The sequence below is a fragment of the Synechococcus sp. UW105 genome, from assembly GCF_900473935.1.
Taxonomy (GTDB): domain Bacteria; phylum Cyanobacteriota; class Cyanobacteriia; order PCC-6307; family Cyanobiaceae; genus Synechococcus_C.
On sequence record NZ_UCNN01000030.1, the window covers coordinates 1 to 26,013 of the forward strand.

Sequence of the window (26,013 nt, forward strand, 5' to 3'; positions counted from 1 at the left end):
ACGATTTCTGGTGAAGACCTGGTGAACCAGGCCCGACGGACGCTCGGCTTGCGGTTGATTGGCGCAGCGCGCTCAAGTGCAGTCAGTGCAGCCCCGCTGTTTGCCTGTCTGTGTGTTGGCTTTTGGATGCTCTTGAACGGGTCTCACAAACAGATTGGAGACCCGATTGGCTGGCATGGGCTCAGACGCTGAGCATGGTCTTGCTGCACGGAAGCAGCGTTAGAGACTGTTCTCACGACCTGTGTTCGGGCCTTTGAACAGCTCGTTGGCCATCGAACGGAAGCCCTTAAGGCTGGCCCCAGGACGACGACGTTGTTGCCGCAGGGCATTCCCCGGTTGAAGGGCTTCGGGGGCAAAGGTGCTCAGGGTCGCCACGGGCCGCTCAGCTTCGGCTGCAGCGAGTTCAGCGGCAATCGCCTCGGCGGTTGTGAGGGAGGCGTCGTTGACTGTTTTGGCCTTGCCAGCAGGCTTGGAAGCAGGCTTCGCTGACCCTGCTTTCTGCTTCGGATTGCTCGCTTTGGCCGCGGCAGACTCACTATCAGGTTCAGCTTCCCGAACAGGGGCAACGGTCACCGAAGCAGTGCTCGAGGTCTTGGCAACATCCTCGAGTTCGAGGAAAAAGCCTTTCTTGTTGAACACCATGTCGTGATCTCGACAGTGACCTTGGCTGATTATCCGTTGCCTCAGGCCCTTCACGGTTGATGCTTAGGGCAGTGCAACACAGGCTGATGGCATTTCCCGCTCAGGATCTCACCATCTGGGGGATCGCTTTGGCCCTCAACGGCGTGTTGATCGCCCTCGCTCAACGATTGCCTTTGCTGACCAAAGCCGGCTGGGTGCATGCAGGGATTCTCGGCACGATTCTGTGGGGATGCCTTGGTTGGCGTGGCTGGTTGGCCGTGGTGATGTACCTGGTGTTGGGCTCCCTTGTCACCAGAGTTGGCCTTAAACGCAAGCAGGAAAAGGGACTGGCGGAGGCCCGTGGCGGACGTCGCAGCCCGGCCAATGTGTGGGGATCAGCTGCGGTTGGTGCCCTCATTGCTCTGTTGATCGGTGCGGGACTCGAGCCCGTTGGCCTGCTGCTGGTGGGATTCGCTGCCAGTTTTGCCGCCAAGTTGGCTGACACCTTTGGCAGTGAAATTGGCAAGCGCTGGGGACGCACCACCGTTCTGATTACGACGCTGCGACGCGTCCCTGCAGGCACGGAAGGGGCCGTGAGCCTTGAAGGAACCCTTGCGAGTGCTGCCGGCAGTGCAGTAATGACGTTGGTGGCCGTGGCATTGCAGTTGGTGCCTGCTGGGCCTGAAGCCTTACTCGTTGCCAGTGTTGGCTTGGTGGCCACCCTGATCGAAAGCGTTGTTGGGGCTTTGGTGCAGGAGCGTATCTCCTGGCTCAGTAATGAACTTGTGAATGGGTTGCAGACAGCGATCGCGGCGATGCTGGCGATCGTCGCCGCGAACCTGCTTCAGCACCTCGGCTGATCCCCCACGCCGTCTCTGCCTGCGGCCATCTCTTGCAAAACTTGCAGGGATTGCCTGAGGACCGTCCTCACCTCGACGTGACTTAGGCCCTTCTGGCGGCCAATCTGGCGAACGGTCTCTCCAAGGACGTAATGGCGAATGAGCAGCTGACGGGCATGGTCAGGCAATTGGCGCATGGCTTGATGCAACCATTCCAGTTGGTGATCGGTCTTGGTGTCTGTGCGCGAGTCCGCGAGTTGTTCAATTAACGCCGTTGCGGCTGCTCCTGTGGATGTTGCGGCGCTGGTTCCCGGTTGGTGAAGGCTGGCTGACCAGATAGCGATGCTGATGGGCCTCGAGCGCCTGCAGCCAGCGGTCCACTGAGACATCAAGAGCATCCGCGAGCTGTCTGGTCAAAAAAGGAGGCAAACCTTGTTGCAGCCGTTGTTGCTGGATTTTCATCCCCTGCGCATGCAGGTTCAGCAGCCGCCAAGGAATATGCAGTGTGCGCTCTCGATCACGACGAAAATGCATGATCTGGCCATTCGCCAGAGCCATCACATAGCTGCTGATTCGGTGCCCGCGCGATGGGTCAAACCGTTCTGAAGCTTTGATGAGACCCAGTTGGGCTTCCTGGAGAAGATCATCGTGTTCGCCTGTGCCGCGGGCCAGCTGACGGCCTGCAGCCAGGTGTGCCAGACCGAGATGGCGCAGAACACGTTCATTGCGTCGTCGGACGCTGGGATCGAGCTGTCTTCGGTTTTCTTGGCGGATCCGTTGTTGCTCGACTGTTGCTTGATCTGAGTCTTGAACCTGGCGTCTACGAACCATGAATGGTGGAACCACTGCATTCACGCTCTGTGTTTTCACGGGCGGTTCCATCACCCTCAGGAGTGATTCTGTTCACCCCAGAGGGGGTATGAATTCCTGCTTCAGCACGGCAATCAGCTCCAGGCATGAACGCATGGGCATGCCGTTGTCGAGACTTGGCTGAATTTCCGCTTCCAACGTTCGGATCACAGATTCAGCACTTTCCCCTCGCTGCATGAGTTCCCGCACCGCGAGGATGGCGGCCTCTTCCGTAAAGCCGAGCAGAAATTCCTTTAACTGGTCTGTGCTGGCTTTAGCAATAATCGCGGCAGTGGGGTTGGGCACAGGTAGGTCCCGTTAGAAGGCAACTTTAGGGAAACTGTGTGTGCCCAATTAGCTCCAGAGTGGCGTGGTCTGGGTTTGAGCTTCTAATCCTGCCCAGCTGAGTAGGGCTGGCCAATGCATCACCCGTTGGTGGATCCAGTGGTGTCCATCGGCATTGAGATGAATCCCGTCCGGCTCGATCCACCCCAGCCAACCCGTTTCCTGTTGCATCGCCTGATGCAAAGCCAGAAACGGCACATCCGCTTCGAGGCAGGCCTCTTCCAGCTGTGCCTCGTAGACCGCAACGGAGGCATTGTCGTACCAGAGGCACTGCGCGAATGGCATCGCAGCTTCATCCACGGCCGTGAGGCCCAACACCATCACCTGCGTTCGCGGTGCCATCGCCCGAATCAGTTGTTCGACTCCAAAGCGATAGGCCTCAACCGAAAGTTGGCGTCGCCCATCGGCACGACCGACCCTGGCGCTGTCGTTGAGGCCCACGGCCAGAAGCAAGCCAGCGGGTGTTTGACGACGAAGCTCTCCGCGGCGCTCCCATTCTTGTTCCCATCGTTTTGCCACGTTTTCCAGCCCATCACCGCGCACGCCGAGTGAATAAATCAACGGCATCTCAGGTGTTTGCATCCAGCTCAGGCGCAGCCGCTCACACCAACCACCGCCTACTCGGTCCCCCCATCCGTAGACGCCGCTGTCGCCGATCACCGTGAGTTGGCGGGGTGCTTGCATCGCTGAGGGCATGTTCTCTCACAGCTTTGCAGGCCTAGGTGGACGCGCTCTCGCCTGGGGTTCGTAACCAGCGCTGTCGAAGTCCATCACTAATGCTTTCCCCAGCCAGGGTGAGCAGTGCGAAACAAACGATGATCAGCAGCACCGCCGCCCAGTGAAAAGAACTGAGGGATTCAATCAGCATCCAGCCCAGTCCGGTACCGCCTACTAGACCGACGACAAGCGTTTCCCGCAGAATGACATCGGTGCGATAGGCCCCGTAGGCCAGGTATGAACGGCTCTGTGGGCTGAGGCAGCCAAGCAGCCACGCCTGTCTTGGCCCTGCCGCGGTGACTTCGATGGCCTTCATCGTTCCAGGGCTTTGCTGGTCCAGTCCCTCCACCAGCAGGCGTCCCATCACCCCGGCGTTCTGAAGGCCGAGGGCCAGCGCTGCCAACGCCAGGGAGGGCAGATTGGCCAACAGAAGCATTAAGAGCGTGAGCGGCGGCGGAAGGACTCTTTGAAGCGTCCAGAGACCGAGGAAGACCTGTTTCGCGATTCTTCCAGGAAAGATCAGCAGGCAGAGGGGCGGAAGGGCAATGGCAATAGCAGCTGCCAAAAGCGTGAGTCGCATGGTTTGCTCGATCATCCGCAGCCATGGCAGCTCTGTGGCAGCGAGCTGTAAGGCGCTGATATCAGGGAGCGGTGGCAGCATTAGTTGCAGGGTTGTGCCGCTGGTGGGCAGCAGTTGCTGGAGCCAGTGGCCACCAACCAGCACAGCCAGCACGGTCATGGTCAGAACGCTGACACCGTTCCATTGGCTGGGGTTTGTTTGTTGTCGATGCCTCCAGAACGTCAGACCTTGTTCCAACAGCACGCTGAGGAGGATTAACAGCCAGAGGCCCGACCAGAATTCTGCGAACCGAAGGGACTGGAGGGTGAGTTGCAGCTCTGTGCCGATCCCGCCCAGGCCGAACACACCCAGCAAGGTGGCGCTGCGAAGGGCGCATTCCAGTCGATAGCCGCCGTAGCTCAGCAAGATCGGCTGAAGCGGAGGGCCGATGCTGGAAACAAATGCTGCGGGGGCTGAAGCTCCGCTTTGCAGCACCGCGGTCAGCCTTCGCCGGTCGATGCTGTCAATTTGGTCTCGAAACACCCGGGCGACCAGAGCGGAATAGGGAATGGTGATCGCCGCAACTGCAACCCAGGGATGCAACCCCAAGACTTGCAAGAGCAGCAGACCCCAAAGCAGTTCGTGGATAGCTCTGGGCAGTGCTAGCAGGCTGCGTATGGCGGCAGCAGGCCAGGTGGGGATTTTGGCACTCTCCCAGAGCACATCACTGCTGAAAACCCCCAGCAGCAGGCCGATCAGGGTGCTAAGCCCCCAGCCAACTAAGGCTGTGGCCAGGGTGACCTGCAATCCTTCCCACAGCGATTTCAGCAAGAGAGGGTCCTTGCTGGGCTGCACGGCTCCTTGGAGGAATCGCCACCAGGTTTCGAACCCGCCGCCATGCAGTCCTTCCCCCACCACGATCAACACGGGAACGAGAGCGAGAGCCGGTAGCAGGCAGAGAAGAGGTGCGCTGACGACGGGTCGCTTCATGGCTTGGGAGCAGCCCGGCGTCCTTCTGATGAGGCGCGGTAGAGCACGTCTAGATCCTTGGTCGTGATCGATGCGGAAGGAGCATCCATCACGACGTGTCCATCGCGTAGGGCAATCACCCGGTCAAAACGATCGATCAGATCTGGACGGTGCAGGCAGACCACCGTCGTGCTCGCCAAGATGTCCCCTGCAGATGTCGGTGTTTGCCGCAACAGGGTGTTGAGCAAATCCTGCACCAGTGCTGGGTCGAGATTGGAGAGCGGCTCATCCGCCAGCACAAGATCCGGGCGTTGCCGAAAGAGGCGTGCCAGCGCAACGCGTTGGCGTTGCCCTCCTGAGAGGGTGGTCACGGAGCGATCAATCAGGTCTTGCTGCAGACCTGCCTGCTTCAGGCAGGTCATGCAGGCATCTCGTTCCAAAGGCACCAGCAGATTGGCCAGGGCCCACAACAGGGAGCGACGCCCAAGCGCACCGCAATTGATGTTTTGGGCCACCGACAATTCCTCCACCAGGTGGAGGTCCTGCCAGAGCGTGCCGATCCGTCGACGCTGGCGACGTGGAAGTTGATGCACTGGTGTGCCCTGCCAGAGCGCAGTGCCGCTGCTCGGCTTGAGACTTCCATTGGCGATGGAGAGCAGAGTGCTCTTGCCGGCACCACTGGGTCCGATCAGAGCAATGGTCTCCCCTGCCCTGAAGGTAAGGGAGACGTGATTGAGGCGAGGGCTGTCGCGGCTAGTGAGACAGACATCGCGCAGCTCAAGCATCACGGTCAACGGATCTTGCCCAGTTGCCTGCCGACGGTTTCGATCGGCGCATACTGTGACGCCGATGCCGGGATGAACTCTTCAGCTGCAAACAGGCTCAGGATTGTTTTGCCGTTGGCGGTTGTTGGTTTGATCCCAAGAATGGCTTTTTGCAGCTTTGTTGTGAATCCGCTACCGAATCGTTTGTCTAGGACAGGACGGGCAACCCAGTGGTAATCCACATACGTAGGCGTACGCCAGATCACCGTCACTTTGTTCGGATCGGCTGCTCCGGATTTCAGCGCACTGGTCCAAACCTGTTCGTTTAAGGCACCGGCTTCGTAGGAGCCGCTCTGCACAAGAGCGATCGTTGCGTCATGGCTGCCGCTGAAGCCAGGGCGTCCCCCAGCGAACTGATTGGGAGTGACACCGCCCTGCTGGAGGAAGTGCTGAGGCATCAATCTCCCGGACGTGGAACTTTCCGATCCGAACGTGAACCGTTTCCCCTTGAGGGTCTGCAGTCCTTCCAGGCTGCTGATCGATTGCAGACCAGACTGGGTATTGGCGATGAAGACGCTGCGGAATTTGGCATCGATGTCCCTCTGGGCAAGCACCGTGGCCCCGGGGGTCTGGAGACGTGCCTGCACCCCGGTCAGTCCGCCAAACCAAACGACGTCGAGGCCTCCGGTGCGAAAGGCACTGACCGCCGCTGGGTAATTGCTAACGGGCACGTAGCGAACGGGCACCTGAAGCTTCTGGCTGAGCTCTTGGGCAAGAAGTCCGTAGAGCCTATTCAGTTTCTCGGGGTTCTGATCGGGAATGGCACCGATCCGCAGGGTTTCAGCTGCCCAACTTGGAAGGGCCGTCGTTGAAAGACTGCAGAGCAGCGCAAGGCAGACGACGGCCCGGTGTTCTCGTGCTGACATCGAGGAATGGAATGTTCTGAAGGTGATTCAGTTCAGAGCTGGCTGGCAAGCAGTGGCTCGAGCCGACTGAGACCGTCTTCGATCGTCTCATGCGAGACGGCACAGGAGAGGCGGACACAGCGGTCATCACCAAAGGCGGCGCCAGGGACAAGAGCTAGGCCTTCCCTTTCCAAGGCAGCCTCACAAAATGCCAGTGAGCTGCTGACATGATCCGGCAGTTTCGGGAATGCATAGAAGGCTCCACGGGGAGGGACCAAGGTGAGTCCATCCAGGGCCTTGAGTCCCTGTGTCAACAACCGACGACGGCTATTGAAGCTGGCTGCCATGCTTTTGACGCAATCCTGAGAGCCACGCAAGGCGGCTAGAGCACCTCTCTGGGCGAAGCTGCACACATTGCTGGTGCTCTGGCTCTGAAGGGCTGCTGCCGCTGTGATCACCTCGGGTGGTGCGACCAGATAGCCAAGTCGCCAGCCAGTCATTGCCCAGCCTTTCGCGAATCCGTTCACCACCATCGTGCGTTCTGCCAGATCGGGTGCCAGTGCAGCAAAGCTGTGGTGGGTTTCACCCTCTTCGAGCAGATACTCGTAGATCTCGTCACTCATCACCAGCAACTGGGGATGACGTCTCACGATCTCGGCAACTGCCAACATTTCGCTGCGTTCAATCACCCGACCGGTTGGGTTGCCTGGGCTGTTGATCACCAGTAGGCGCGTATTCGGGGTGATCGCTGCTTCCAGTGCGTCCAGATCAAGGCTGAAGCCCTCTTCGGCCGAGGAGGGAATCACCACGGGTTCGGCTCCGGCCAGTCGGGCCATTTCTGGATAGCTGAGCCAGTAAGGGGCCGGGATCAGAACCTGATCGCCAGGGTTGAGTAGCACCTGGAACAGGTTGAAGATCGCTTGCTTCCCACCGTTGGTGACCAGCACGTTGGTGGCGGTGGAGGGAATGTTGTTGTGCTGAGTGAGTTTGTCGGCAATGGCCTCGCGGAGCTCAGGGTCCCCTGCCGCAGGCCCGTAGCGGGTGACTCCATCGTGAAGGGCCTTAATCGCTGCCTCAACGATGAAATCGGGAGTGTTGAAGTCAGGCTCCCCTGCCGACATGCTGCAGATGTCACGACCATCCTGTTGCAGTGCCTTGGCGCGGGCACTAATGGCGAGGGTGAGGGATGGCTTGAGGGCTTCGGCCCGATTTGAGAGCACGGTCGGGCGGGGCATCAGCGCGGCACCCCTCCACCGGGTGCGCATTAAGACACCATCCTGCCTGATCTGGTGTCGTGGACAACCGTATCTGCGTCAACATTTGTGGGTGTCGATACAGCGCCGAATGTCCGACCCAGGATCCGCTGGCATACAACTCAGCTGGGTTCTTGCCTCGAGCCAACCCGAGCGGATTGCCCTCTTTTATGCACGGCTTCTCGGCCTGACTCCCCAACCAGGAGCCTCCTCAGCTCACTGGCTTGTGATCACTGCCGAAGGGGAACGCCTGCAGTTTTATCGACCGTCCAGCCAACGACCCCAGCAAGCTCAGGGTCGTGCCTGGTCGCCCTGCTTCACGATGGCGACAGAAATGGCACCAATGCAGCGTTTGGATCGTTGGTGCAGAGACGCCTTGGATCAGGGTGCATCGCTTCACGAGGCCGCCCGGATGGAACCTTTTGGGGCTGAGTGCTGGATGAAGGACCCCGATCAGAATGACTTTCTTCTGTTGGTGACTCCGTCGCTGCACTGATGCTCCGATGGCCGTAATGCCTTCCCCTCCTGGTTCTTTCAAACAGTCCTGGCTCGAGCGTTGCCGGCAGTGCAGTCGTTGCGGCCTCTCCGCTGAGCGTCAGCATGTCGTGATCAGTCGCGGCGACCCAAGTGCCAAGGTGATGGTGATCGGTGAAGCGCCTGGAGCAAGCGAAGACATTCAGGGCCTTCCATTTGTCGGACGCTCCGGGCAGTTGCTCGATCAGTTGCTCCGTACCGTTGGCTTTAACCCTGACTCTGACCTCTTCATCTGCAACGTGGTGAAGTGCCGTCCACCCAACAACCGCAAACCGTCCTCGGCTGAATTGCGCGCCTGTCGCCCTTGGATTGAAGAGCAGTTAGCGCATGTCGATCCCCTTGTTGTGGTCCTTGTGGGTGCGACTGCTGTGGCGGCAATGCTGAAGCGCAAACAAGCCATGCGCAGTCTGCGCGGTGTTTGGATTGAGCAGGCTGGACGCCTATGGATGCCGGTCTTTCATCCCGCCTATCTGTTGCGCAACCCTTCTCGAGAACCTGGCAAGCCCATGGCCATGACGCTCGAAGATTTGCGTCAGGTGCGGCTGCGGTTATGCCAGTGTGAGCCGGCATCCGGCGCGCTGTTCCCTTGTCCGCCACCATCGTGACCGCCACCACCGTGACCGCCATCAACGCGCAGTCCCGTCGTTACGACACTCAGATTCATCGGCGGGAGACCCGCACGGTGATGGTGGGTGATGTCCCCGTCGGCAGTGAACACCCAGTGGTGGTGCAGTCGATGATCAATGAGGACACGCTTGACATCGAAGCCGCGGTGGCCGGAATCCGTCGTCTTGCTGATGCCGGTTGTGAGATTGTGCGCGTCACAACGCCTTCCATGGCCCATGCCAAGGCCATGGGGGACATTCGGGCGGCGCTCCGTTCCCAGGGCTGCACTGTTCCTTTGGTGGCTGATGTTCACCACAACGGAATTCGCATTGCGCTCGAGGTGGCGAAGCATGTCGACAAAGTGCGAATCAATCCAGGACTGTTTGTCTTCGACAAACCGGACCCCTCCCGTCAGGATTTTTCTCAAGAGGAATTTGATGCGATTGGCCAGCGCATCAAAGATGACTTCAGGCCGCTTGTAGAAGTTCTCAAGTCTCAAAACAAAGCGCTCCGCATCGGTGTGAACCATGGCTCCCTCGCCGAGAGGATGCTTTTCACCCATGGCGATACACCCCAGGGAATGGTGGAGTCGGCGATGGAGTTCGTGCGCATTTGCGACGAACTTGATTTCCACAACATCTTGATCTCGATGAAGGCCTCACGTGCCCCGGTGATGCTTGCCGCCTACCGATTGATGGCGGACACCTTGGATGCCGAAGGTTTCAACTATCCTCTCCACCTCGGCGTCACTGAGGCTGGAGATGGCGACTACGGACGTGTGAAAAGCACGGCTGGTATCGCAACACTTCTGGCTGAAGGTTTGGGTGACACCATCAGGGTGTCGCTGACTGAAGCTCCTGAGAAAGAGATTCCTGTCTGCTTCTCGATCCTGCAGGCCCTGGGTCTGCGCAAGACGATGGTCGAATACGTGGCCTGTCCGAGTTGCGGTCGCACTTTGTTTAATCTTGAGGAGGTGCTGAATCAGGTACGCGACGCTACCTCTCACCTCACTGGTCTCGACATCGCCGTGATGGGTTGCATTGTGAATGGGCCCGGCGAAATGGCAGATGCTGACTACGGTTACGTTGGTAAGACCCCCGGAGTGATCTCTCTTTATAGGGGGCGAGAGGAAATCCGAAAGGTGCCTGAGCAGGAAGGGGTGTCGGCCTTGATTCAATTGATCAAGGACGACGGACGCTGGGTAGAACCCGCTTGATCTCGTTAGGCTGAAGAATCAGGCCTGAACAGTTGTCATGTCCGAGTTAAAGCCCAACCGTTCGAGCCGTTCTTCCTGGTTGGTCTTGCTTGGTGCCGGAGGCTTGTCAGCTGCGGTGGCCCTGTCTGCCCCTGGGTTGGGTTTGCCAACCAGTGGCTCTTCCTCGATCACGGATAGTCCCAAGGAGGTCATTGATCAGGTCTGGCAGATTGTCTATCGCGATTATCTCGATTCCACCGGTGAATACGATCCTCAGAAATGGAAAAAACTGAGACGAGATCTTCTCGCAAAGCCATACGCAGGCACTTCTGAATCGTATGAGGCAATCCGTGGCATGCTCGCAAGCCTGGATGACCCATATACCCGTTTTCTTGATCCGAAAGAGTTCAAGGAAATGCAGATTGAAACCTCAGGTGAACTGATGGGGGTGGGTATACAGATTTCACTCGATAAGGACACAAAAGAAATTGTTGTTGTGTCCCCGATTGAGGGAACTCCAGCTTCCCGGGCAGGCGTACAGCCCAAGGATGTGATTGTTTCAATCGATGGTCGCTCCACAAAGGGAATGACCACAGAGGATGCCGTTAAATTAATTCGAGGCAAAGAAGGCACAGAAGTTACTCTCGGTCTGCGCAGGAAGGGTGAGGTGATCGCCTTGCCGATGGTGAGGGCTCGAATCGAAATTCATGCGGTCGATAGCCAACTGAACACCTCTCCTGGTGGCGAGAAGGTTGGATATATCCGTTTGAAGCAGTTCAATGCCAATGCTGCAAAGGAGATGCGTGCGGCGATCCGTAAGCTCGAAGCCGAAGGGGCAAGCGGCTATGTCCTTGACCTACGCAGCAATCCCGGTGGCCTGCTGGAAGCGAGTGTGGATATTGCGCGGCAATGGCTTGATGAGGGAACAATCGTTAGCACCAAAACGCGCAATGGCATCCAGGATGTGCGCAGGGCAACGGGTTCGGCACTGACTCAGCGCCCTGTGGTCGTGCTGGTGAATGAAGGCTCTGCTAGTGCCAGTGAGATTCTCTCTGGTGCCCTTCAAGACAATCACCGAGCGCAGCTTGTTGGTCAGAAAACATTCGGGAAGGGCCTCGTTCAGTCGGTTCGAGGTCTTGCCGATGGCTCAGGACTCACCGTCACCATTGCTAAATACCTCACTCCGAACGGCACTGATATCCACAAGAACGGGATTCGGCCTGATGTGACCGTGGAAATGACGGAGGAGGAGGTGAAGTCTCTGACTATCGAGGACCTCGGGACCAAGAAAGACAGTCAGTACCGGATTGCGGAAACGACGCTGATGAAAGCTCTCAAGTCAGCGAATGCAACGCAAACGTTCCGACCTGGCCTCAGCAATCTCACATCGGCGTTGACTACGAAACGCTGAATGGATCTTGATCTTCAACCGTGATTTCCATCACCGCGGCGCACTCCTCGGGCTCCCTCATTTGCTCCGCGTCGAATTCGAACTCTTGGTTGACCTCGCTCATTCGCCGTAGCCCATTGCGTCGAGGGATCCCGCCTCACAGAAGCGATCTGCAAATTCCTGCTCCCACACTCCTCCATTGATACCGCTGAGCTTGGCTTCCGAGTCGGTGCATCGAACCTCCCATCGCGCTTTGATCCTCCAATCCCCTGCGTCGTAGAGGTTGAACGTGCCGCCTTTGGTACTGACGCCAAGCTCAGGGCAGATGCGACCGCTTTTGGATGTGCTCGAGAAGAGCTTCTTCTCGCTCGTCACGCACAAGTTTTCCAGGACTGGCTTGCGTACCGGAACGCTTCGATCCAGAGAATCGATTGTCGTTTCCAGCAGCGAGCATCCCGAGCAGAGCAGCACGACGACTGGCCAAGCAAGGGGGAAAAGACGTTTTTGCAATGGATTGAGCTCGCTGATGCTCAACTCCGCCAAATTGAATCTGATTCTGCCGCTCTACAGACTGATGGCTTTGATCAAGACCGGTCAGGAGACCGGTTGCATCAATCCACCACCAGGCGTTGAATCATCATCATCATTTTCAGTGTCGCTCTGAAGCAGAGCGAACAGACCAAGGGCAGCAGCGCCGATCAAGCTTCCGTATAGGCCAATAGGGCCGGACGACGTGATTGGTTCCATGATTTCGCCCATTCATGAACCCATCCAAGTCGACACAGTGTAACGAAGAATTGCGGGCTGTGGCGAATTGTTCTCATTTTCGCGCTTAAACGCTGAGAACCTTGTCGTTGGAACGATTCTGCTGTTCCTGGCGCTGCTCCGTGGTGAGCCCATCGGCACCGGGAATCTGTGCTGCCATCTGTTCGAGCCAGCTCTTGAGCTCCTCCAATTGCTTGTCCATGGCCAGGACACCCAACCCTCGCGCCAGCACCTTGGCGGTACTGCCACTTCCAGCCTGATAGATCAGTCGGCCATGGAGGTGCTTGGGCAGGCCCTGACGCAGCAGTCTGAAGGCGGGTTCCTCCATCGGTGTTTCCAGCGCAATGTTCGGTTTCTCGGGGCGGATTCGGGCAAAGCCACAACGCTTGGCCAGCAGTTTCAGTTCCATCAGTTGCAGCAATGACTGCACCGGTCCTGGTAGGGCGCCGTAGCGGTCGGCCCAGCCAGCGGCCATCTCGACCAATGCTTCCTGGCTCTGACATTCGGCTGCGGACCGATAGGCACCCATCTTTTCGTCCGCATCCGTGATCCAGTCGGCAGGGATGAAGGCAGTGACCTGGAGATCCACCTGGGTGTCGTCAACGGCGGGGATGTCTTGCCCTTGGATGTCGGCCAGGGATTCCTGCAGCATCTCCATATAAAGGTCGAAGCCAATCGCCTCCATCTGGCCGCTCTGTTCCACGCCTAGAAGGTTCCCCACACCTCGGATTTCCATATCGCGCATGGCCAGTTGGTAGCCGCTGCCCAGTTGGGCAAATTCCTGAATGGCTCGTAAGCGCTGGCGGGCTGCATCGCTGAGGGAGGCGTTGCCTGGATAGAACAACCAGGCATGGGCCTGAATACCGCTTCGTCCGACACGGCCCCTCAGCTGGTAGAGCTGGGCAAGGCCGAAGCGGTGGGCATCTTCGATCAGGATGGTGTTGACGCGGGGAATATCCAGACCGCTTTCCACAATCGTGGTGCAGAGCATCACATCGGCCTCTCCGCCGTTGAAGGCCACCATGGCGCTTTCAAGTTCACCCTCGGCCATCTGGCCATGGGCCACAAGCAGCTTGAGGTCCGGCAGCATCTGACGCAGATTTTCTGCGACCTCCTCAATGCCCTCCACGCGCGGTACGACATAAAACACCTGGCCGCCGCGATCCAGTTCCTGTCGGATGGCACTGCGCACCACTTCATCGTCCAATGCGGCTAGATGGGTTTTGATCGGCCTGCGCAAGGGCGGAGGTGTGGTGATCAGGCTCATTTCACGCACACCCGAGAGGCTCATATAAAGCGTGCGCGGAATGGGGGTTGCCGACAGGGTGAGTACGTCGACGTCTTTGCGCAGGGCTTTGATCTTCTCCTTCTGATTCACGCCGAAGCGTTGTTCTTCGTCCACCACCAGCAGGCCGAGCTTGTCGAAGGCTGTGCTCTTACTCAGGAGCTGATGGGTTCCCACCACGGCATCGATGGTGCCCGAACCGAGCCCCTCAAGGATCACTTTGCGCTCGCTGGTGGTTCTGAAGCGGTTGAGCAGCGCCACCTTGATTGGATAAGGGGCAAAACGCTCTGAAAGGGTGCGCCAGTGCTGCTGAGCCAACACGGTTGTGGGGGCCAGCATTGCCACTTGCTTCCCAGCGGTGATCGCCTTGAAGATTGCCCTGATCGCGACTTCGGTCTTCCCGAATCCCACGTCTCCACACACGAGGCGATCCATCGGCTGTGCCTTCTCCATATCTCGCTTCACTTCGGCGGTCGCCTTGACCTGGTCTGGGGTCGGTTCATAGGGGAAGGAATCTTCCAGCTCCAGCTGCCACGGCCCATCAATAGGGAAGGCAAAACCGGCTGCCTGATGCCTCTCGGCATAGAGCTTGACCAGATCAACGGCCACCTTGCGTACGGCCTTGCTAGCCCGTTCTTTGGCTTTCACCCAGGCCGAACCACCCATCTTGCTCAGCTGAGGTGGGCTGTCACTGTTGGCTCGATAGCGGCCGAGGCTGCCCAGTTGATCGGCCGCTACACGCAGGATGCCGTCGGCGTATTGCACCACCAGGTAGTCGCGTGCTTCGCCACTGATCGCTAATTTTTCGAGCTGCTTGAACCGACCGATTCCGTGGTTGCGATGGACCACGAAATCCCCCTGCTGCATCTTGTTGGGATCCACCGTGCGGCTTGCTGCCTTGCGTCGCCGGCGGATGTAGCCGCTGCTCGTGAGGTTCTGTTGCCCGAAAAACTCTCGGTCAGTGATCAGAACCACTCGCCAGGCTGGCAACTGCAGCCCTTCGAGCTCCGCTGTTCCTTTGGTTTTGAGCGCAACCGGAGTGCCCTGCTCAATCAAGCGGGCAATGGCCTGATGGTCCGCAGAATTGGGTACAAACCGGCTGATGCAGTCGTGTTCTTCAAGTAGCGCGACGGCTCGACTGGGCTGGGCTGAGACCAACCACACCGCCTGCCGCTCGCGTTGGTAGTCCTTCAGCAGTTCTCCCAGTTTTCCAAACTGATTGGGGTAGGCCGGGACGGGGCGACTGGCCAGGTCAAAAGCGTTGAGGTGGTCATCACTTTCATGAAGTTCCGCTAGATCAAATCCGGGGAAGACATCGGTCAGCCCCATCGCCTCCTCGATTCCGCGGTGCAATAACGGCAGTGGCAGGGCGAGTTCGCTGTGGTGTTCGGTGGCATGGTCCAACCACTGCTGACCATGGGCTTTGCCGTGCCGTCTTTCATCAATGGCGACACAGCACTGCTCGGGTAAGTAATCCAGCAGAGAGGCCGGTTCGGGCCAGGCCAGCCCCATCAACCGACGCATCCCTTCTGGGGTATTGCCTTCCAAGAGCGCACTGATTTGCTCTTCGTCGAGTAATTGATCGAGCCCTTCCGGCATCGTTTCGCGCAGTTGTTCGGCGATCAGTGGGCTGAAGCCGGTCGGAGTCAATCGCAGCTGTTCAACTGGATCGAGGGATCGCTGACTCGCGGGGTCAAATTCCCGCAGTTTGTCGAGCTCATCCCCGAAGAATTCAAGGCGTACAGGTAGTTCGCTGCTCACCGGATAGATGTCAACGATGTCGCCGCGGCGGCTCCAACTGCCTTCCTGGTCAATGCTGGAGACCCGCTCGTATCCGAGTTGGCTGAGGGTGAGGGCCAGCTCTTCAAGGTCGATGCTGTCGCCTTTGCGGACTGTGCGGCAGCGTGAGGCAAGCGCCTGCGGTGGCGGTAGATGGGGCTGCAGGCAACGCTCAGTGGCGACAATCGCCATCCCCTCACGGCCGCACTGATCCTGCAACTCGCTCAGCACTTGCAGTTGTCCCCAAGTGATTTCCGTCGTGGGGTCGAAGGGTTCGTATGGAGACCCTTCGCTGGTTGGGTAGAGCTGAGCTGATGGCCAACCCATCAGCTCCAGGAGTGCCGTCCATCGACCGGCCTCTTCCAGGGTGGGAACGACCACCAGCAGGGATTGATCTGCGCGTCTGGCCAGGGCACTGGCAATCAGCGCTCTGGCTGCACGATTGGCGCCCCGCAGTAGCAGGCGTTCCGGTCGCTGGCTGCGCTCCTGGAGCTCTCCGGTCAACGCCGTCGTCTGCAGCAGGCGCACCAGGGAGTTCAGGGGCATGGACGATCAACAGCTGCCAACGGTTGATCTTCGCAACTGGATGTGCTCGCTGTGGAGAGTCGCCTCGCCTTCAGCGCGGATTAGGGTCGAAGCTCTGGATGGATGGGTTCAGGAATGGACCGGATCATCGATGACCCACTGGCGATTACGCCCTCCTGGCTGGAGGGGCAACTCAGGTGCATTCCTTCGTTCAAGGATCTCGAGGTCACCTCTGTTGAAACAGAAACGATTGGTGCAGCAACTGGATTCCTCTCGCGAATTGCAAGGCTGACGCCGAGCTATGGCGCCAATTCGCCACAAGCGCCATCAACATTGATTCTGAAGGTTCAGACCAATCGAGAAGGTTTTACGGATGTGGCTGAACGGCTGCAAGCCTTTGAACGTGAGCTTGGCTTTTACAAGGATTTTGCGCCAGATCTACAAGCCCGACTGCCCAGGATTTTCGGGGGCTACGCCGAAGGTGGGAAAGGCTGGATCTTGATGGAAGATCTCTCGTCCTGGAGCCAGGGTGATCAGGTCTTCGGCATCAGTCATGACCAAGTCAAGTCCACATTGAAAACAATGGCTGCCGTGCATGCCGGTTATTGGCAGTGCGATCAGTTGGGCTTGAAATCATGGCTTCCTCGTCATGATTTCTGGTTCCATGATGACCTTGCTGTCACTTGGGAAGCTGTTAAAGAGAGTTATGCACTACGGCTTGGCGAGGCAGCGGTTGCCCTCACAGACCGAGTGGTGAACAACTACGAAAACCTGATCGCACAGTTGGACGCACTCCCTCAAACCTTGGTGCATGGAGATCTAAGGGCGGACAATCTTCTTCTCTCTTCCCCTGCTTCTTCCGGATCCGATGTGATCGTGATTGATTGGCAGACAGTTACCCGTAGTCTTGCTTGTATCGATCTGGCTTTTCTGATTGGTGGTAGCGAACCCACCGCGGAACGGCATGGTCATCCTCAGGACCCTTTGCGGTACTGGCATCAGCAATTGGTGGCTCATGGTGTGTGTGATTACACCTATCAACAAGCTCTGCATCACTTGCGTTTGGCGTTGCTGATCTGCCTCGCTGTGCCGGTTGTTGCCTTCAGAGAACTTGATGGACCCAACTTTCACACTGCGCGAGAAGCACAGCTGGCTGAATGCTTTCTTTTTCGACACACCCAGGCAGCACTCGACTGGTCTGCCGAGATTGCATTGCAAGATTGAATTGAGCCTTACGATCAGTGCAGACTCCTTGGCTGATGCCCCGTTTTCGTTGTCCGGATTGCTGCTGTGGACCAGCGATCGTGTTGCATCCCCCAAGGGGTGCTACGCCGATTTGCTCGCGATGCGGTGCAGTTTTAGAGCGGCAACCTCTGATTCGACCCGTGCCCATGCTGGTGTTTTTGGCCGTCACGACTGCCTTCATTGGTCTCTCCTTTCCGGTGTTGTTCGTGCCGCGTCCCGAACCCAGACGCCGGCCATTGATTCCAGCGTCTCCCACGGCTGAGCTTGAAGCCCGCCATCGTGGGTTAGCCCCTGTTGTTTGAGCTGAGCTGATGTCGTCTTTGGAAACTCAGCTTGTGGCTTTTCTCGCCTTTGGGGCTGCGGTGTCAACGCTTGCTGCCTGGATGCTCTCCAGCCTGGGGGCAAGTGCAAGAAGGCAGGGTTGAGGACAATCTGCTCGATTGCATTGGCTGGAGCATGTCAATGCTTGGCCATGCTTCAGCGAAATTGCCTTAATTGGAAAGTGATCTTGCCTTGTAGTAGGCCTGTCTATCTCCCCTTCGCTCAAGGTATAAGAGGCGCCAAATTGCTTTATTGCCTCTTGTTGATGCTTTTTGGGGTGGTTGATGCCTGGCTGACTGCTGCATGATTGATTTCAGAATTTGAATCAAACTCGAGATTCTCCCAAGCAAAAACTTGCTAATTCAGTCCGTTTTGTACAACTAATCGCCAAAAAAAAGATCCACCCGTTTGGGGTGGACCTTGACGCTTCGAGTTGGTTCGGAGTTGTTGATTGAACCTCTTGCTCAGGAGCTCTTACTATCGCGGATTCCTTGGATCGCAGCTGCGTAATCGGGTTGGTTGAACACTCCAGATCCACTCACGATTGCGTTAGCACCGGCTTCGATCACTTTCCAGGCATTAGCTCCCTTGATGCCACCGTCCACTTCAATCCATGGATCGACACCCTTCTCTTCACACATCCGGCGTAGATCGCGGATTTTCTGAACTTGATTGTCGATGAAGCTCTGGCCTCCGAAACCGGGATTCACACTCATGATCAGCACCAAGTCGCAGAGTTCGAGGCAGTACTCCAGTGTGTCGATCGGGGTGCCGGGATTGAGGACGGCACCAGCCATTTTTCCCAGATCCTTAATTTGGCCAAGATTGCGGTGTAAGTGGGGGCAGGCTTCGACCTGCACAGAGATGATGTCTGCTCCAGCCTTGGCAAAGTCGGGGACGTATTTCTCCGGCTCCACGATCATCAGATGAACGTCCAGAGGCTTCTCAGTCACAGGACGAAGCGCATCAACGATCAGTGGCCCAATGGTGATGTTGGGCACGAAACGGCCATCCATCACATCCACATGGATCCAGTCAGCACCGGCCTGATCCACCGCTTTCACTTCTTCACCAAGGCGAGCAAAGTCAGCTGAAAGGATGGATGGAGAGATCACCAGGGGCTTGGTGCTCATGGGGGGATCCGCGGGAATGCGCGGCGATTGTAGGAACCGCTGAATGCGCTGATACAGTGAGCCGCGCTCTTGAGCTGAGAAGTCCTGCGGCATCGGGTTCCTTGCCCTTCCCGTGGATCGCCAGGTCAGCTCACCGTTCGCTGCACCCTTTACCCCAACGCCGCATACCCGTGGATCGCACTCTTATCCAGGAAATTCTCGAGGTCGTTGAGCAGGCGGCTATCGCTTCCGCAAAGCTCACCGGTCTCGGTCAAAAGGACGAAGCTGACGCCGCAGCTGTTGAAGCAATGCGTCAGCGCATGGGCCAGATCCAGATGCAAGGTCGCATTGTGATCGGTGAGGGCGAGCGTGATGAAGCTCCGATGCTCTACATCGGTGAGGAAGTCGGCAGCGGCACAGGCCCTGGCGTTGATTTCGCTGTGGATCCTTGCGAGGGCACCAACCTTTGTGCCAACAACCAGCGAGGCTCCATGGCAGTCCTCGCTGCTTCCGATCGAGGTGGTCTGTTCAACGCTCCAGACTTCTATATGAAGAAACTGGCTGCTCCCCCGGCCGCCAAGGGCAAGGTGGACATTCGCAAGTCGGCCACTGAGAACATCAAAATTCTGAGTGAGTGTCTTGGCATTGCCGTCAGCGACCTCACCATTGTCGTGATGGATCGTGCCCGTCACAAAGATCTGATTGCTGAAATCCGTGCCACCGGTGCCCGTGTTCAGCCCATTTCCGATGGCGACGTTCAGGCAGCTATTGCTTGTGGTTTTGCCGGTACTGGCACCCACTGTCTGATGGGAATCGGTGCAGCCCCCGAAGGCGTGATTTCTGCCGCTGCCATGCGCGCTCTTGGTGGCCACTTCCAGGGCCAGTTGGTCTATGACCCGGCCGTTGCTCAGACCCAAGAATGGGCTGACCTCACCAAGGAAGGCAACCTGGCACGCCTTGAGGAGATGGGGATCACCGATCCAGACAAGATCTACGAAGCTGAGGAGCTTGCCTCCGGAGAGCATGTTGTCTTCGCTGGCGGTGGCATCACTGATGGCCTGCTCTTCAACGGCGTTAAGTTCGAGAAGGACTGCACCCGGACCAGCAGCCTGGTGATCAGCAACCTTGACAACACCTGTCGCTTCACCGACACGGTGCATATCAAGGACGGCGCTCAGAGCATCGCGCTGAACTGACCTTCAACGACTGGATAAGAGGAGCATCTCCATGCACATTGCCGTCGTCGGCCTCAGTCATCGCACGGCACCGGTCGAAATCCGTGAAAAGCTCAGTATTCCTGAGCAAACCATGGAGACCTCTCTCCAGACCCTCCGTGGTCATGAGCAGGTGCTTGAGGCTTCCATCCTCAGTACCTGCAACAGGCTTGAGATCTATACCCTGGTGCGTCATCCCGAACTCGGAATTTCCGCGGTACGGGAGTTCCTCAGTGGGCACTCAGGCCTGGCTACCGAGGCCCTCTCTCCTCATCTTTTTGCGTATCACCATCACGAAGCTGTCGATCACCTGCTCAGGGTCTCGGCTGGTCTCGACAGTCTTGTTCTAGGCGAGGGGCAGATCCTCTCCCAGGTCAAGAAAATGATGCGTCTGGGTCAGGAACACAAATCCATCGGTCCGATTCTCAACCGGTTGCTGACGCAAGCCGTCAGTACTGGTAAGCGAGTTCGCTCTGAAACCAATCTGAGCACGGGTGCGGTTTCAGTCAGTTCAGCTGCTGTCGAACTGGCCCAGCTCAAGCTCGGCCAATCCCGAGGCCTCGACCAGCTCGTCACCCTTGAGACTGAAAAGGTCGCCGTGGTTGGCGCTGGCCGAATGAGTCGGCTGCTGCTTCAGCACCTTCAGTCCAAAGGTTGTTCCGGCGTTCAGCTGCTCAATCGCACGCGTGAGAGAGCACTCGCTCTGGCTGAAGATTTTCCTGGATTGCCAGTGGAGTGCCGATCGCTTGAGGACCTGGATCACTGCCTCAGTACATGCTCGTTGGTCTTCACCAGTACGGCCACCGATGAACCCATCATCGATGCAGCCCGTCTCAATCAGCTGGATCGGCTGAACGCCCTTCGCCTGATTGATATCGGCGTGCCGCGAAACATCTCCGCGGATGTTGAGGGCATTCCAGGAGTTGAATCCCATGACGTGGACGATCTCCAAGAGGTCGTAGCCCGCAACCAGGAGGCACGCCAGCAGGTGGCGATGGAAGCCCAGGGTCTGCTTGATGTTGAGTCTCGCCTTTTTCTTGAGTGGTGGGACAGCCTTGAGGCAGTGCCAACCATCAACCGCTTAAGGGCGTCTCTAGAACAGATTCGGACTGAGGAGCTTCAAAAGGCTCTTAGCCGCATGGGGCCTGACTTTTCCGCGCGGGAGCGCAAAGTTGTAGAGGCCCTCACGAAGGGCATCCTCAACAAGATCCTTCACGCGCCAGTGACCCAGTTGCGTAGCCCTCAGCCCCGCTCTGAGCGCCAGGAAGCCCTGCGTGTGGTTGAGCGCGTGTTTTCCCTTGGTGAGGACCAATCCACCAGCTGAGATCGCCTGAGAGGCAAGGGCTGAGAGCAGTCTCGATCAGAGTCTCATCGTTCTTGGTTGATCTGAGGGTGCTGATGGTTTTTTGAGCACAAAGTCCGTTAGGTTTGCCCCCGTCTCCAGTGTTAAGGCACCGGCATGAAGCGCGTTCTGTCAATAATTCTTGGTGGAGGAGCGGGTACCCGTCTTTACCCACTCACAAAAATGAGGGCCAAGCCAGCTGTACCTCTGGCTGGTAAGTATCGCCTGATTGATATCCCCATCAGCAACTGCATCAATTCAAACATCACCAAGATGTATGTGTTGACTCAGTTCAACAGTGCATCTCTGAACCGCCATCTTTCCCAGACTTACGACCTCAGTGCTGGTTTCGGCCAGGGTTTTGTTGAGGTACTAGCGGCCCAGCAGACCCCTGAGAGCCCATCATGGTTTGAAGGCACAGCTGACGCTGTACGTAAATACCAGTGGCTATTCCAGGAATGGGATGTTGATGAATACCTGATTCTTTCCGGTGACCAGCTGTATCGAATGGATTACAGCTTGTTTGTTGAACATCACCGTAAATCTGGTGCTGATCTCACTGTTGCTGCGCTCCCCGTCGACCCGAAGCAGGCTGAATCCTTTGGCTTGATGCGCACTGATGAGAACGGTGCAATTCAGGAATTCCGAGAGAAGCCAAAGGGTGATTCTCTTAAGGAGATGGCTGTTAATACAGCCCGATTTGGCCTCTCTCCCGAGTCGGCCCAGGAGAAGCCCTATCTCGCCTCAATGGGCATCTATGTATTCAGTCGCAAGGCTCTCTTTGGTCTCCTTAATGATTATCCGACTTATAAGGACTTCGGCAAGGAGTTGATTCCTGAAGCCCTTAAGTCTGGGATGAATCTTAGGAGTTATGTGTTTGACGACTATTGGGAAGATATTGGAACGATTGGGGCTTTTTACGAGGCTAATCTCGCCTTGACAGAGCAGCCTAAGCCTCCATTTAGCTTCTACGACGAAGACTTCCCTATCTATACAAGGCCACGTTATTTACCCCCTAGTAAGTTGGTCGATGCACAGATCATTGACTCCAGTATTGGTGAGGGAACGATTCTTAAATCCTGCAGCATCAATCATTGCGTCCTCGGTGTTCGAAGCCGCGTCGAGAACAACGTCGTTCTCCAAGATTCCTTGCTGATGGGGAGCGATTTCTTCGAATCCACCTCAGAGCGTGAGGAGCTGCGTCAGAACGGCGGTACACCGCTCGGTGTGGGCGAAGGCTCAACTGTGAAGCGTTCCATCCTTGACAAGAACACTCGAATCGGACGAAATGTCACCATTGTCAATAAGGACAATGTTGAAGAGGCCGATCGTCCGGAACTTGGTTTCTACATCCGTAACGGCATTGTTGTCGTGGTGAAAAATGCCACGATCCCTGATGGGATGGTGATCTGAGCCGGGCTTTGGTTTCCTCTTTCTGACAGACGGTGCTCTGAGGGCAGCGGTTTCTCTGCCCGATGGTCACACTGAGGACATTGCAAACCACCTTTGACGATGTCCAAGGCTCATTTCGGCCTGATCGGTCTCGGAGTAATGGGCGAGAACCTTGTGCTCAACGCAGAGCGCAACGGCTTCTCGAGTGTGGTTTACAACCGCACCTACTCCAAGACTGAGGAATTTCTTGCTGGCCAAGGTGCTGGTAAGAACATTCAAGGAGCAACAGATCTTCAGGATTTTGTTAGCAAACTGCAGCATCCTCGCCGCATCCTCATGATGGTGAAGGCGGGGGCACCGGTGGATGCTGTGATTCAACAGATCTCCCCCTATCTCGAGCAAGGGGATCTACTGATCGACGGCGGTAACTCGGAGTATCACGATACGGAACGTCGAGTTGCCGAGCTGGAAAGCAAGAGCTTTGGCTTCATCGGCATGGGTGTGTCAGGTGGTGCCAAAGGAGCCCTTGAAGGGCCAAGCATGATGCCTGGTGGAACAAAAGCTTCGTACGACGCGATTGAAAGCCTGGTGACCAAAATGGCAGCCCAGGTTGAGGATGGACCTTGTGTCACCTATATCGGTCCTGGTGGCTCGGGGCATTTTGTCAAGACCGTTCATAACGGCATTGAGTACGGAATTGAGCAGATCCTTGCCGAGGGCTACGACCTGATGAAGCGGGTCGGTGGCATGAATGGTTCTCAGATGGCTGATGTGTTCGCCCATTGGAACAGCACTGAGGAACTGGCCTCCTATTTGGTGGAGATCACAGAGGTCTGCCTGCGGACAAAAGACCCGGAGGATGGTGCTGATCTCGTCGAGCGGATTCAAGACAAGGCTGGTCAGAAGGGCACTGGGCTTTGGACAGTGGTTAGTGCCCTGAAGATGGGTGCCTCTGTACCCACGATCTATGCCGCATTAAACGGCCGGGTGATGAGTTCAATGAAGGATCAGCGCGTCAAGGCCGAAGAGGTTTTGCGCGGACCTGCCCCGACCCCGTTTGACATGGGAAGCCCCGACGATGGAATGGCTCCTTTAATGGATGCGATGGTTTTGGCTTGTGTGGCCAGCTATGCCCAAGGCATGGAGCTGATGCGCATTGCCTCTGCTGAGCATGACTACAACCTGAACATGCCTTCCATTGCTCAGATCTGGAAGGGGGGTTGCATTATCCGAGCTCGCTTACTCAAGCGCATTCAGGATGCGTTCAATGCCGATCCACAACTGCCCAATCTGCTGATCGACCCCTGGTTTGCGGATCAGGTCAACCGGCGTTTGCCTGGTTTGGCCAAGGTCGTGGCCGGAGCGGCCCAAGCAGGGATTCCAGTTCCTTGTCTGAGCAGCACCCTCGATTACATCAATAGCTATCGCACTGGCCGACTTCCCCAGAATCTGGTGCAGGCCATGCGTGACTGTTTTGGCTCCCATACCTATGAGCGCACCGACAAACCGGGTGCTTTTCACACGGAATGGCTGGATTGAGGTTGATTGATGAGCATGACTCCGTATCAACTCGTGTGCACCGGGGATTCTCAGGATCTCGCTCGCCGTGCCGCAGAAACCATTGCGACAGCCATTGATCTCGCCCTTGATCAACGCGATCGTGCCCAGATTGCTTTGTCCGGTGGCACGACCCCCGCTAAGGCCTATGCCTTGCTCTCTCAACAGCATCTCCCCTGGGACAGGGTCGATGTCTTGCTAGGTGATGAGCGCTGGGTCTCTGCTGAGGACCCCTCCAGCAATGCCCGGATGCTCCGTCACACGCTTATGGAGCCAGGATCTCCAGGTGCTCAGGCCTGTTTCCATCCTGTCCCCACAGTTGAACTGGCGAGCCCTGAAGCCAGTTCCGAGGCTTTTGCTGATCTGATCGGGCGGCTTTGCCCGGGAGATCCACCCGTGTTTGATCTGATGTTGCTGGGCCTTGGCGATGATGGTCATACGGCCTCACTGTTTCCAGGAACGGATGCTCCTCTGGTGACCAATCGCTGGACGACCATTGGTCGTGGCAAAGGTCTTGATCGGATCACCCTTACGGCACCCGTTCTCAGTGCTGCTCGTCAAGTGGTTTTTCTGGTGAGTGGTGAAGGCAAGCGTCAGGCTCTGAGTCGATTACTCGATCCGATGGAGTCACCAGAACGCACACCTGCCAAGTTGGTGCAATCTCAACAGCCGATCACGATCCTTTGTGATCAAGCCGCTGCACCGGATCAGTGAGGGTACCGATTGGGATGAGGTTGATTTGATCCCTTTGATTTGATTAGAAGCAACCTGCTTGATTACCACCGTTCTCTAAACTTTTGATCTATTTTGACCTCGCTTCAGCTCTAAGGTTGAATTGAAAGATCGTATTGCTTGCGATTCTTTGAAGTAGATCCACTGGGCTCAGAGTCACCTTCAATGGTCAATCTTATGATAATGCCTCAAACCATTGATCCCGTTCAGGTCTGATGGCGTATCCGATTGGAGACCTTCGTGAATGGTCAGTGCTTAACGACACAATCATGGGTGGGTCCAGTTCTTCTGCTTGTCGACTGACTGCGGAAGGCCTTCTCCTCGAGGGAAATATTGTTGAACAAGGTGGAGGATTTGTGAGTTGTCGATCCCCACGTTTCCAGCCTCCTCTCAATCTTTCGGCCTATCGTGCCTTGAGAATTTGTGTTGATGGAGAGGGTCGTACTCTGAAGTTTGCTCTGGCATGCAGTGATGGAGTGATGGGGCTGAGTGAATTGATTCCTGGTGGGTTGCGTTGGGTGCATTCCATCCGCACCAACAGCTCAGGAACAACAGTGGCTGAGATTCAGTTCCAGGACCTACGGCCCGTGATTCGTGCCAAACCTCTTCGCCTCCCGTTGCGTTTTGAACCATCAGCCCTGACCCGTCTTCAGCTGCTCCATTCCCGCTTCGATGACCAGGGTGATGCCAATCCTGGATTCAGAGCAGGTTCGATCCGACTGCTCTTACGTTCCATTGAGGCCTTCTGAAGGATGGATTTGGCGTTACGGGATGACAGCGCTGACCCGTCGGTTGACCTGCTTGTTCTGATTGCATCCGCTGCTGACGTGTGCCGAAAGCCATTCCGCCACGCTGTGGTGTTATTGGACGATGCCAGCGCGATCTCAGATGCTCCAAGGCTTCTCACTGACCTTCTGGAGAGTGGAGATGACCTTCGCCTCAGGATTGAGTGCAGAGATCCGGACGGTGAGCGCTGTCCAGACGAGGACCTTGAGCTGGAGCTCTATCGCAGCGGTCAGGATCTGAACCTCATGCTTGGCTGGTGGAATCAGCCAGACCGCCCCCTGCTCTGGCAGGGGCAGCATCCGGTCTGGATGAATGCCGACAGTGGTCAACGTTGTTCGGCCCCAGAGGATGGTGCGCCCCTGGAGGCGCTAACGCGCCGGCTAAGGGCCCTATTCATGGTTTGAATGGTGAG

General features: G+C 57.0%; 28 protein-coding genes. 15 read left to right on the forward strand and 13 right to left on the reverse strand.

Translation table 11 applies throughout. The features are described 5' to 3' along the window. Positions 1-192 (forward strand): hypothetical protein (locus DXY16_RS15045; protein ID WP_206749562.1); only part of this gene is annotated, 192 nt, incomplete at its 5' end. Between the two features lie 27 nt (positions 193-219). Here DXY16_RS15045 and DXY16_RS12295 read toward each other — a convergent pair. Further along, positions 220-642: a hypothetical protein gene (locus tag DXY16_RS12295; RefSeq protein WP_115121467.1), complete on the reverse strand. Its 423-nt coding sequence runs from the start codon at positions 640-642 to the stop codon at positions 220-222. 86 nt (positions 643-728) lie between these two features. Between DXY16_RS12295 and DXY16_RS12300 the strand changes: the two genes are divergently transcribed. Further along, positions 729-1,481: a DUF92 domain-containing protein gene (locus DXY16_RS12300; RefSeq protein ID WP_244281678.1), complete on the forward strand. Its 753-nt coding sequence runs from the start codon at positions 729-731 to the stop codon at positions 1,479-1,481. On the opposite strand, the gene DXY16_RS15395 is transcribed toward DXY16_RS12300, so the two are convergent. From DXY16_RS15395 to DXY16_RS12340, 8 genes are read right to left on the reverse strand one after another with little or no spacing between them, the layout of a single operon-like run. After that, positions 1,466-1,669 (reverse strand): sigma factor-like helix-turn-helix DNA-binding protein, encoded by a 204-nt coding sequence (locus DXY16_RS15395; RefSeq protein ID WP_371410914.1) that lies wholly within the window; start codon positions 1,667-1,669, stop codon positions 1,466-1,468. The genes DXY16_RS12300 and DXY16_RS15395 overlap by 16 nt on opposite strands. A 52-nt stretch (positions 1,670-1,721) precedes the next feature. Continuing rightward, positions 1,722-2,342 (reverse strand): sigma factor, encoded by a 621-nt coding sequence (locus DXY16_RS12310; RefSeq protein ID WP_115121470.1) that lies wholly within the window; start codon positions 2,340-2,342, stop codon positions 1,722-1,724. A gap of 21 nt (positions 2,343-2,363) precedes the next feature. Continuing rightward, positions 2,364-2,615: a hypothetical protein gene (locus DXY16_RS12315; protein WP_115014675.1), complete on the reverse strand. Its 252-nt coding sequence runs from the start codon at positions 2,613-2,615 to the stop codon at positions 2,364-2,366. A 48-nt stretch (positions 2,616-2,663) separates the two neighbouring features. Further along, positions 2,664-3,338: a GDSL-type esterase/lipase family protein gene (locus tag DXY16_RS12320; protein ID WP_115121471.1), complete on the reverse strand. Its 675-nt coding sequence runs from the start codon at positions 3,336-3,338 to the stop codon at positions 2,664-2,666. Between the two features lie 34 nt (positions 3,339-3,372). Beyond that, positions 3,373-4,920 (reverse strand): phosphonate ABC transporter, encoded by a 1,548-nt coding sequence (locus DXY16_RS12325; RefSeq protein WP_115121472.1) that lies wholly within the window; start codon positions 4,918-4,920, stop codon positions 3,373-3,375. Continuing rightward, on the reverse strand, positions 4,917-5,693 hold the full coding sequence (locus tag DXY16_RS12330; protein WP_115121473.1) for a phosphonate ABC transporter ATP-binding protein: 777 nt from the start codon (positions 5,691-5,693) through the stop codon (positions 4,917-4,919). The genes DXY16_RS12325 and DXY16_RS12330 overlap by 4 nt, the downstream gene beginning before the upstream one ends. Then, the gene (locus tag DXY16_RS12335; RefSeq protein WP_115121474.1) at positions 5,690-6,589 is read right to left on the reverse strand and encodes a putative selenate ABC transporter substrate-binding protein; all 900 of its coding nucleotides are present in this window, start codon (positions 6,587-6,589) and stop codon (positions 5,690-5,692) included. Before DXY16_RS12335 ends, DXY16_RS12330 begins: the two co-directional genes overlap by 4 nt. Before the next feature lie 32 nt (positions 6,590-6,621). Beyond that, positions 6,622-7,803: a pyridoxal phosphate-dependent aminotransferase gene (locus DXY16_RS12340; protein WP_115121755.1), complete on the reverse strand. Its 1,182-nt coding sequence runs from the start codon at positions 7,801-7,803 to the stop codon at positions 6,622-6,624. Between the two features lie 109 nt (positions 7,804-7,912). Here DXY16_RS12340 and DXY16_RS12345 point away from each other — a divergent pair, with 109 nt between their 5' ends. The 4 genes from DXY16_RS12345 to DXY16_RS12360 are packed head-to-tail and all read left to right on the forward strand — an operon-like array spanning position 7,913 to position 11,567. After that, the gene (locus DXY16_RS12345) at positions 7,913-8,317 is read left to right on the forward strand and encodes a VOC family protein (RefSeq protein ID WP_115121475.1); all 405 of its coding nucleotides are present in this window, start codon (positions 7,913-7,915) and stop codon (positions 8,315-8,317) included. A 7-nt stretch (positions 8,318-8,324) separates the two neighbouring features. Next, on the forward strand, positions 8,325-8,960 hold the full coding sequence (locus DXY16_RS12350; protein WP_371410915.1) for a uracil-DNA glycosylase: 636 nt from the start codon (positions 8,325-8,327) through the stop codon (positions 8,958-8,960). 20 nt (positions 8,961-8,980) lie between these two features. Then, positions 8,981-10,177: a (E)-4-hydroxy-3-methylbut-2-enyl-diphosphate synthase gene (gene ispG / locus DXY16_RS12355; protein ID WP_115121756.1), complete on the forward strand. Its 1,197-nt coding sequence runs from the start codon at positions 8,981-8,983 to the stop codon at positions 10,175-10,177. Between the two features lie 37 nt (positions 10,178-10,214). Further along, positions 10,215-11,567: a S41 family peptidase gene (locus DXY16_RS12360; RefSeq protein ID WP_115121477.1), complete on the forward strand. Its 1,353-nt coding sequence runs from the start codon at positions 10,215-10,217 to the stop codon at positions 11,565-11,567. Positions 11,568-11,666: 99 nt separating this feature from the next. Here DXY16_RS12360 and DXY16_RS12365 read toward each other — a convergent pair whose 3' ends face one another. The 3 genes from DXY16_RS12365 to mfd all read right to left on the reverse strand — a co-directional run bounded on the left by DXY16_RS12365 (position 11,667) and on the right by mfd (position 15,921). Next, the gene (locus tag DXY16_RS12365) at positions 11,667-12,080 is read right to left on the reverse strand and encodes a hypothetical protein (RefSeq protein WP_137007101.1); all 414 of its coding nucleotides are present in this window, start codon (positions 12,078-12,080) and stop codon (positions 11,667-11,669) included. A 60-nt stretch (positions 12,081-12,140) separates the two neighbouring features. Further along, complete coding sequence (locus DXY16_RS14915; protein WP_170953959.1) at positions 12,141-12,293, reverse strand: hypothetical protein; 153 nt, start codon at positions 12,291-12,293, stop codon at positions 12,141-12,143. Between the two features lie 85 nt (positions 12,294-12,378). Continuing rightward, a complete protein-coding gene (gene mfd, locus DXY16_RS12370; RefSeq protein WP_115121479.1) occupies positions 12,379-15,921 on the reverse strand; it encodes a transcription-repair coupling factor in 3,543 nt (1,180 codons plus the stop codon). A gap of 114 nt (positions 15,922-16,035) precedes the next feature. Here mfd and DXY16_RS12375 point away from each other — a divergent pair, with 114 nt between their 5' ends. Beyond that, entirely contained in the window at positions 16,036-17,124 is a 1,089-nt protein-coding gene (locus tag DXY16_RS12375; protein ID WP_170953961.1) for a phosphotransferase, read from the forward strand. Positions 17,125-17,159: 35 nt separating this feature from the next. Further along, positions 17,160-17,447 carry a hypothetical protein gene (locus tag DXY16_RS12380; RefSeq protein ID WP_179949737.1) on the forward strand — a complete coding sequence of 96 codons (288 nt, stop codon included), beginning with the start codon at positions 17,160-17,162 and terminating at the stop codon, positions 17,445-17,447. A gap of 483 nt (positions 17,448-17,930) precedes the next feature. Here DXY16_RS12380 and rpe read toward each other — a convergent pair whose 3' ends face one another. Then, positions 17,931-18,599, reverse strand: a complete 669-nt coding sequence (gene rpe, locus DXY16_RS12385) for a ribulose-phosphate 3-epimerase (RefSeq protein ID WP_115015293.1) — start codon at positions 18,597-18,599, stop codon at positions 17,931-17,933. A gap of 170 nt (positions 18,600-18,769) precedes the next feature. Here rpe and glpX point away from each other — a divergent pair, with 170 nt between their 5' ends. The 7 genes from glpX (at position 18,770) to DXY16_RS12420 (ending at position 26,005) form a co-directional block, all read left to right on the forward strand. Then, a complete protein-coding gene (gene glpX, locus DXY16_RS12390) occupies positions 18,770-19,774 on the forward strand; it encodes a class II fructose-bisphosphatase (protein ID WP_115121481.1) in 1,005 nt (334 codons plus the stop codon). Between the two features lie 31 nt (positions 19,775-19,805). Further along, positions 19,806-21,116: a glutamyl-tRNA reductase gene (locus DXY16_RS12395; protein WP_115121482.1), complete on the forward strand. Its 1,311-nt coding sequence runs from the start codon at positions 19,806-19,808 to the stop codon at positions 21,114-21,116. A gap of 135 nt (positions 21,117-21,251) precedes the next feature. Next, positions 21,252-22,547, forward strand: a complete 1,296-nt coding sequence (locus tag DXY16_RS12400; protein ID WP_115121483.1) for a glucose-1-phosphate adenylyltransferase — start codon at positions 21,252-21,254, stop codon at positions 22,545-22,547. A gap of 99 nt (positions 22,548-22,646) precedes the next feature. After that, entirely contained in the window at positions 22,647-24,065 is a 1,419-nt protein-coding gene (gene gndA, locus DXY16_RS12405) for an NADP-dependent phosphogluconate dehydrogenase (RefSeq protein ID WP_115121484.1), read from the forward strand. Between the two features lie 15 nt (positions 24,066-24,080). Then, positions 24,081-24,797, forward strand: coding sequence for a 6-phosphogluconolactonase (pgl, locus tag DXY16_RS12410; RefSeq protein ID WP_115121757.1), 717 nt, complete (start codon positions 24,081-24,083; stop codon positions 24,795-24,797). A gap of 233 nt (positions 24,798-25,030) precedes the next feature. Next, entirely contained in the window at positions 25,031-25,564 is a 534-nt protein-coding gene (locus DXY16_RS12415; protein ID WP_115121485.1) for a CIA30 family protein, read from the forward strand. A 3-nt stretch (positions 25,565-25,567) separates the two neighbouring features. Beyond that, the gene (locus tag DXY16_RS12420; RefSeq protein WP_115121486.1) at positions 25,568-26,005 is read left to right on the forward strand and encodes a hypothetical protein; all 438 of its coding nucleotides are present in this window, start codon (positions 25,568-25,570) and stop codon (positions 26,003-26,005) included. The last annotated feature ends 8 nt before the right edge of the window (positions 26,006-26,013 follow it).

Bases quoted from the DNA above. Each gene is read 5' to 3' on its own strand.
- DXY16_RS12415 (WP_115121485.1), top strand. From the start codon at position 25,031: ATGGCGTATCCGATTGGAGACCTTCGTGAATGGTCAGTGCTTAACGAC.
- DXY16_RS12400 (WP_115121483.1), top strand. From the start codon at position 21,252: ATGAAGCGCGTTCTGTCAATAATTCTTGGTGGAGGAGCGGGTACCCGT.
- DXY16_RS12325 (WP_115121472.1), bottom strand. From the start codon at position 4,920: ATGAAGCGACCCGTCGTCAGCGCACCTCTTCTCTGCCTGCTACCGGCT.
- DXY16_RS12295 (WP_115121467.1), bottom strand. From the start codon at position 642: ATGGTGTTCAACAAGAAAGGCTTTTTCCTCGAACTCGAGGATGTTGCC.
- mfd (WP_115121479.1), bottom strand. From the start codon at position 15,921: ATGCCCCTGAACTCCCTGGTGCGCCTGCTGCAGACGACGGCGTTGACC.
- DXY16_RS14915 (WP_170953959.1), bottom strand. From the start codon at position 12,293: ATGGAACCAATCACGTCGTCCGGCCCTATTGGCCTATACGGAAGCTTG.
- DXY16_RS12375 (WP_170953961.1), top strand. From the start codon at position 16,036: ATGGACCGGATCATCGATGACCCACTGGCGATTACGCCCTCCTGGCTG.
- gndA (WP_115121484.1), top strand. From the start codon at position 22,647: ATGTCCAAGGCTCATTTCGGCCTGATCGGTCTCGGAGTAATGGGCGAG.
- DXY16_RS12360 (WP_115121477.1), top strand. From the start codon at position 10,215: ATGTCCGAGTTAAAGCCCAACCGTTCGAGCCGTTCTTCCTGGTTGGTC.
- DXY16_RS12335 (WP_115121474.1), bottom strand. From the start codon at position 6,589: ATGTCAGCACGAGAACACCGGGCCGTCGTCTGCCTTGCGCTGCTCTGC.
- DXY16_RS12420 (WP_115121486.1), top strand. From the start codon at position 25,568: ATGGATTTGGCGTTACGGGATGACAGCGCTGACCCGTCGGTTGACCTG.
- DXY16_RS12320 (WP_115121471.1), bottom strand. From the start codon at position 3,338: ATGCAAGCACCCCGCCAACTCACGGTGATCGGCGACAGCGGCGTCTAC.
- DXY16_RS12380 (WP_179949737.1), top strand. From the start codon at position 17,160: ATGCCCCGTTTTCGTTGTCCGGATTGCTGCTGTGGACCAGCGATCGTG.
- rpe (WP_115015293.1), bottom strand. From the start codon at position 18,599: ATGAGCACCAAGCCCCTGGTGATCTCTCCATCCATCCTTTCAGCTGAC.
- DXY16_RS12395 (WP_115121482.1), top strand. From the start codon at position 19,806: ATGCACATTGCCGTCGTCGGCCTCAGTCATCGCACGGCACCGGTCGAA.
- DXY16_RS12310 (WP_115121470.1), bottom strand. From the start codon at position 2,342: ATGGAACCGCCCGTGAAAACACAGAGCGTGAATGCAGTGGTTCCACCA.
- DXY16_RS12340 (WP_115121755.1), bottom strand. From the start codon at position 7,803: ATGCCCCGCCCGACCGTGCTCTCAAATCGGGCCGAAGCCCTCAAGCCA.
- DXY16_RS12300 (WP_244281678.1), top strand. From the start codon at position 729: ATGGCATTTCCCGCTCAGGATCTCACCATCTGGGGGATCGCTTTGGCC.
- pgl (WP_115121757.1), top strand. From the start codon at position 24,081: ATGACTCCGTATCAACTCGTGTGCACCGGGGATTCTCAGGATCTCGCT.
- DXY16_RS12345 (WP_115121475.1), top strand. From the start codon at position 7,913: ATGTCCGACCCAGGATCCGCTGGCATACAACTCAGCTGGGTTCTTGCC.
- DXY16_RS12350 (WP_371410915.1), top strand. From the start codon at position 8,325: ATGGCCGTAATGCCTTCCCCTCCTGGTTCTTTCAAACAGTCCTGGCTC.